We start from the raw sequence: 5,582 nt of genomic DNA on the forward strand, positions 1-5,582 counted from the left end.
ATTAGCTAACAAACGCTCATGAAGTAAAAAAGATGTGGATATCAGAGATGATGTTCGCGTCGATTCCAATTTATGAGTTGGTCGAAAGACCGAAAAAAATCAAGATCGAACTATAGAGTTTGATCCTGGCTCAGATTGAACGCTGGCGGAATGCTTTACACATGCAAGTCGAACGGTAGAGGGGGCAACCCCTTGAGAGTGGCGAACGGGTGAGTAATATATCGGAACGTGCCCAGTCGTGGGGGATAACGTAGCGAAAGTTACGCTAATACCGCATACGATCTAAGGATGAAAGCGGGGGACCGTAAGGCCTCGCGCGATTGGAGCGGCCGATATCAGATTAGGTAGTTGGTGGGGTAAAGGCTCACCAAGCCAACGATCTGTAGCTGGTCTGAGAGGACGACCAGCCACACTGGAACTGAGACACGGTCCAGACTCCTACGGGAGGCAGCAGTGGGGAATTTTGGACAATGGACGCAAGTCTGATCCAGCCATTCCGCGTGCAGGATGAAGGCCCTCGGGTTGTAAACTGCTTTTGTACGGAACGAAAAGGTCTCTCTTAATACGGGGGGCTCATGACGGTACCGTAAGAATAAGCACCGGCTAACTACGTGCCAGCAGCCGCGGTAATACGTAGGGTGCAAGCGTTAATCGGAATTACTGGGCGTAAAGCGTGCGCAGGCGGTTATGTAAGACAGAGGTGAAATCCCCGGGCTCAACCTGGGAACTGCCTTTGTGACTGCATAGCTAGAGTACGGTAGAGGGGGATGGAATTCCGCGTGTAGCAGTGAAATGCGTAGATATGCGGAGGAACACCGATGGCGAAGGCAATCCCCTGGACCTGTACTGACGCTCATGCACGAAAGCGTGGGGAGCAAACAGGATTAGATACCCTGGTAGTCCACGCCCTAAACGATGTCAACTGGTTGTTGGGTCTTCACTGACTCAGTAACGAAGCTAACGCGTGAAGTTGACCGCCTGGGGAGTACGGCCGCAAGGTTGAAACTCAAAGGAATTGACGGGGACCCGCACAAGCGGTGGATGATGTGGTTTAATTCGATGCAACGCGAAAAACCTTACCCACCTTTGACATGTACGGAAGTCGCTAGAGATAGCTTCGTGCTCGAAAGAGAGCCGTAACACAGGTGCTGCATGGCTGTCGTCAGCTCGTGTCGTGAGATGTTGGGTTAAGTCCCGCAACGAGCGCAACCCTTGTCATTAGTTGCTACATTCAGTTGGGCACTCTAATGAGACTGCCGGTGACAAACCGGAGGAAGGTGGGGATGACGTCAAGTCCTCATGGCCCTTATAGGTGGGGCTACACACGTCATACAATGGCTGGTACAAAGGGTTGCCAACCCGCGAGGGGGAGCTAATCCCATAAAACCAGTCGTAGTCCGGATCGCAGTCTGCAACTCGACTGCGTGAAGTCGGAATCGCTAGTAATCGTGGATCAGAATGTCACGGTGAATACGTTCCCGGGTCTTGTACACACCGCCCGTCACACCATGGGAGCGGGTCTCGCCAGAAGTAGTTAGCCTAACCGCAAGGAGGGCGATTACCACGGCGGGGTTCGTGACTGGGGTGAAGTCGTAACAAGGTAGCCGTATCGGAAGGTGCGGCTGGATCACCTCCTTTCTGGAAACTGCAATCTAAATTGAACGCTCACACTTATCGGTTGTTGGAAGGTTGTCGCTGAGGGCTTGGCTGATGCCTGGTCATTGGTGACCGGCTTGGGTCTGTAGCTCAGTTGGTTAGAGCACTGTGTTGATAACGCAGGGGTCGTTGGTTCGAGACCAACCAGACCCACCAATCCTTCTGAAAAGTGAGCGCTGCTTGGGCGCTCCGGACAAGATAACGGGGGATTAGCTCAGCTGGGAGAGCACCTGCTTTGCAAGCAGGGGGTCGTCGGTTCGATCCCGTCATCCTCCACCATTACTTATCGCGTAAATCGAATAAATCCAATAGCCTGGTGCAGGTTGTTTGGATCTTCATTCAAAACAAAAGTTGCTTGGCAAGACAAATGCAGAGGCTACTTTTGTGTTGATTGATATTGATCGATTGACAAGTGTCGCAAGACACACGGCTGTTCTTTAAAAATTCATAGAGTCGAATCAGAGTTGCCAGGGGAAACCGCACATTCGTAAAGGTTTAGTGCGGACCGTGCCCCTGGTGACAATTTTTTGATTGCGTCAAAACGAATATTCAAACGACGTTTGAAATTCAAGTAAAGACGAATTGTTCTTTTGATATTGGATGGAAACATCCTGTGTTGAGGAATTATTCATTTACGGCATAACGCGTCAGGTGAAAGACCTGACAGACATTCCTTGAAAATAACGATGAGTTCTCGACAAGAGAGTTCAAAGTTATAGGGTCAAGTGAATAAGAGCATGTGGTGGATGCCTTGGCAATGATAGGCGACGAAAGACGTGAAAGCCTGCGATAAGCTTCGGGGAGCTGGCAAATAAGCATTGATCCGGAGATTTCTGAATGGGGAAACCCACCCTTAGGGGTATCGCATGATGAATACATAGTCATGCGAGGCGAACCGGGTGAACTGAAACATCTCAGTAGCTCGAGGAAAAGACATCAACCGAGATTCCGAAAGTAGTGGCGAGCGAAATCGGAAGAGCCTGTTAGTGATAGCACAACTGTTAGCAAAGCGGCATGGAAAGGCCGGCCATAGTGGGTGATAGCCCCGTATGCGAAAACAGATGTGTGGTACTGAGCTAACGACAAGTAGGGCGGGACACGAGAAATCCTGTCTGAATATGGGGGGACCATCCTCCAAGGCTAAATACTCATCATTGACCGATAGTGAACAAGTACCGTGAGGGAAAGGCGAAAAGAACCCCGGGAGGGGAGTGAAATAGATCCTGAAACCGCATGCTTACAAAAAGTAGGAGCCTCGAAAGGGGTGACTGCGTACCTTTTGTATAATGGGTCAGCGACTTACATTCAGTGGCAAGGTTAACCGAATAGGGAAGCCGTAGAGAAATCGAGTCCGAATAGGGCGAATCAGTCGCTGGGTGTAGACCCGAAACCAAGTGATCTATCCATGGGCAGGATGAAGGTGCCGTAACAGGTACTGGAGGTCCGAACCGACTAATGTTGCAAAATTAGCGGATGACCTGTGGATAGGGGTGAAAGGCTAAACAAACTTGGAAATAGCTGGTTCTCTCCGAAAACTATTTAGGTAGTGCCTCAAGTATTACCATCGGGGGTAGAGCACTGTTTTGGCTAGGGGGTCATGGCGACTTACCAAACCAAGGCAAACTCCGAATACCGATGAGTACAGCTTGGGAGACAGAGCACCGGGTGCTAACGTCCGGACTCAAGAGGGAAACAACCCAGACCGCCAGCTAAGGTCCCTAAAATTGGCTAAGTGGGAAACGAAGTGGGAAGGCTAAAACAGTCAGGATGTTGGCTTAGAAGCAGCCATCATTTAAAGAAAGCGTAATAGCTCACTGATCGAGTCGTCCTGCGCGGAAGATGTAACGGGGCTAAGCCAGTTACCGAAGCTGCGGATTTGCAATTTATTGCAAGTGGTAGGAGAGCGTTCTGTAGGCCTGTGAAGGTGGTGGTGTAAACCCTGCTGGAGGTATCAGAAGTGCGAATGCTGACATGAGTAGCGTTAAAGGGGGTGAAAAGCCCCCTCGCCGTAAGCGCAAGGTTTTCTACGCAACGTTCATCGGCGTAGAGTGAGTCGGCCCCTAAGGCGAGGCAGAGATGCGTAGCTGATGGGAAACAGGTCAATATTCCTGTACCGATGACAAGTGCGATGTGGGGACGGAGAAGGTTAGCTCAGCCAACTGTTGGATATGTTGGTTCAAGCCTGTAGTCGTGCTCGGTAGGCAAATCCGCCGGGCTTAGATGAGGGGTGATAACGAGGGTGCTTGCACCTGAAGTGAGTGATACCCTGCTTCCAGGAAAAGCCACTAAGCTTCAGCTTGTCATTGACCGTACCGCAAACCGACACTGGTGCGCGAGATGAGTATTCTAAGGCGCTTGAGAGAACTCAGGAGAAGGAACTCGGCAAATTGATACCGTAACTTCGGGAGAAGGTATGCCCCAAGTAGGTGAACTCGAACAGAGGGAGCCCAACGGGGTTGCAAAAAATCGGTGGCTGCGACTGTTTAATAAAAACACAGCACTCTGCAAACACGAAAGTGGACGTATAGGGTGTGACGCCTGCCCGGTGCTGGAAGATTAAATGATGGGGTGCAAGCTCTTGATTGAAGTCCCAGTAAACGGCGGCCGTAACTATAACGGTCCTAAGGTAGCGAAATTCCTTGTCGGGTAAGTTCCGACCTGCACGAATGGCGTAACGATGGCCACACTGTCTCCTCCTGAGACTCAGCGAAGTTGAAATGTTTGTGATGATGCAATCTCCCCGCGGAAAGACGGAAAGACCCCATGAACCTTTACTGTAGCTTTGTATTGGACTTTGAACAGATCTGTGTAGGATAGGTGGGAGGCTTTGAAGCTGGAACGCTAGTTTCAGTGGAGCCGACGTTGAAATACCACCCTGGTGTGTTTGAGGTTCTAACCTAGGTCCATTATCTGGATCGGGGACAGTGCATGGTAGGCAGTTTGACTGGGGCGGTCTCCTCCCAAAGCGTAACGGAGGAGTTCGAAGGTACGCTAGTTACGGTCGGACATCGTGATAATAGTGCAATGGCATAAGCGTGCTTAACTGCGAGACTGACAAGTCGAGCAGATACGAAAGTAGGACATAGTGATCCGGTGGTTCTGTATGGAAGGGCCATCGCTCAACGGATAAAAGGTACTCTGGGGATAACAGGCTGATACCGCCCAAGAGTTCATATCGACGGCGGTGTTTGGCACCTCGATGTCGGCTCATCTCATCCTGGGGCTGTAGCCGGTCCCAAGGGTATGGCTGTTCGCCATTTAAAGAGGTACGTGAGCTGGGTTTAAAACGTCGTGAGACAGTTTGGTCCCTATCTTCCGTGGGCGCTGCAGATTTGAGGAAGCCTGCTCCTAGTACGAGAGGACCGGAGTGGACACACCTCTGGTGTATCGGTTGTCACGCCAGTGGCATTGCCGAGTAGCTAAGTGTGGAAGAGATAACCGCTGAAAGCATCTAAGCGGGAAACTCGTTTCAAGATGAGATCTGCCGGGGCCTTGAGCCCCCTGAAGAGTCGTTCAAGACCAGGACGTTGATAGGTCGGGTGTGGAAGCGCAGTAATGCGTTAAGCTAACCGATACTAATTGCTCGTGCGGCTTGACCCTATAACTTTGATCACACGCCGCAAGGTGTGCATTGGTCAAGGAAGTTATGCCAAGTTGACGCATTCAAAAAGGCCGAAAGGCTGGGTGGATAACCCGGTTAACAAGCCAAAATCTGATTCGAAACTCTATGAATTCGTTGTCTTGACTTGGTCAAGACGACACCAAGTTATGCCTGATGACCATAGCAAGTTGGCCCCACTCCTTCCCATCTCGAACAGGACCGTGAAACGACTTAGCGCCGATGATAGTGCGGATTCCCGTGTGAAAGTAGGACATCGTCAGGCTTCTAACAGCCCAAAACGCCTCACCGTTCGGTGGGGCGTTTT

The 5,582-nt window shown here is 50.8% G+C and carries 2 tRNA genes and 3 rRNA genes; all 5 read left to right on the forward strand.

Annotated elements, in window-relative coordinates:
• Window positions 1-107: 107 nt before the first annotated feature.
• The 5 genes from B9Z48_RS21205 to rrf all read left to right on the forward strand — a co-directional run bounded on the left by B9Z48_RS21205 (window position 108) and on the right by rrf (window position 5,540).
• Window positions 108-1,638 (forward strand): 16S ribosomal RNA (locus B9Z48_RS21205).
• 97 nt (window positions 1,639-1,735) lie between these two features.
• A tRNA-Ile gene (locus B9Z48_RS21210) sits at window positions 1,736-1,812 on the forward strand.
• 47 nt (window positions 1,813-1,859) lie between these two features.
• Window positions 1,860-1,935, forward strand: a tRNA-Ala gene (locus B9Z48_RS21215).
• Between the two features lie 440 nt (window positions 1,936-2,375).
• Window positions 2,376-5,256: ribosomal RNA gene (locus tag B9Z48_RS21220) — 23S ribosomal RNA — on the forward strand.
• Between the two features lie 171 nt (window positions 5,257-5,427).
• Window positions 5,428-5,540, forward strand: a 5S ribosomal RNA gene (gene rrf / locus B9Z48_RS21225).
• The 16S, 23S and 5S rRNA genes sit together here with 2 tRNA genes alongside, the layout of an rRNA operon.
• The last annotated feature ends 42 nt before the right edge of the window (window positions 5,541-5,582 follow it).

This window comes from Limnohabitans sp. WS1 (assembly GCF_003063265.1).
Classification (GTDB): domain Bacteria; phylum Pseudomonadota; class Gammaproteobacteria; order Burkholderiales; family Burkholderiaceae_C; genus Limnohabitans_A.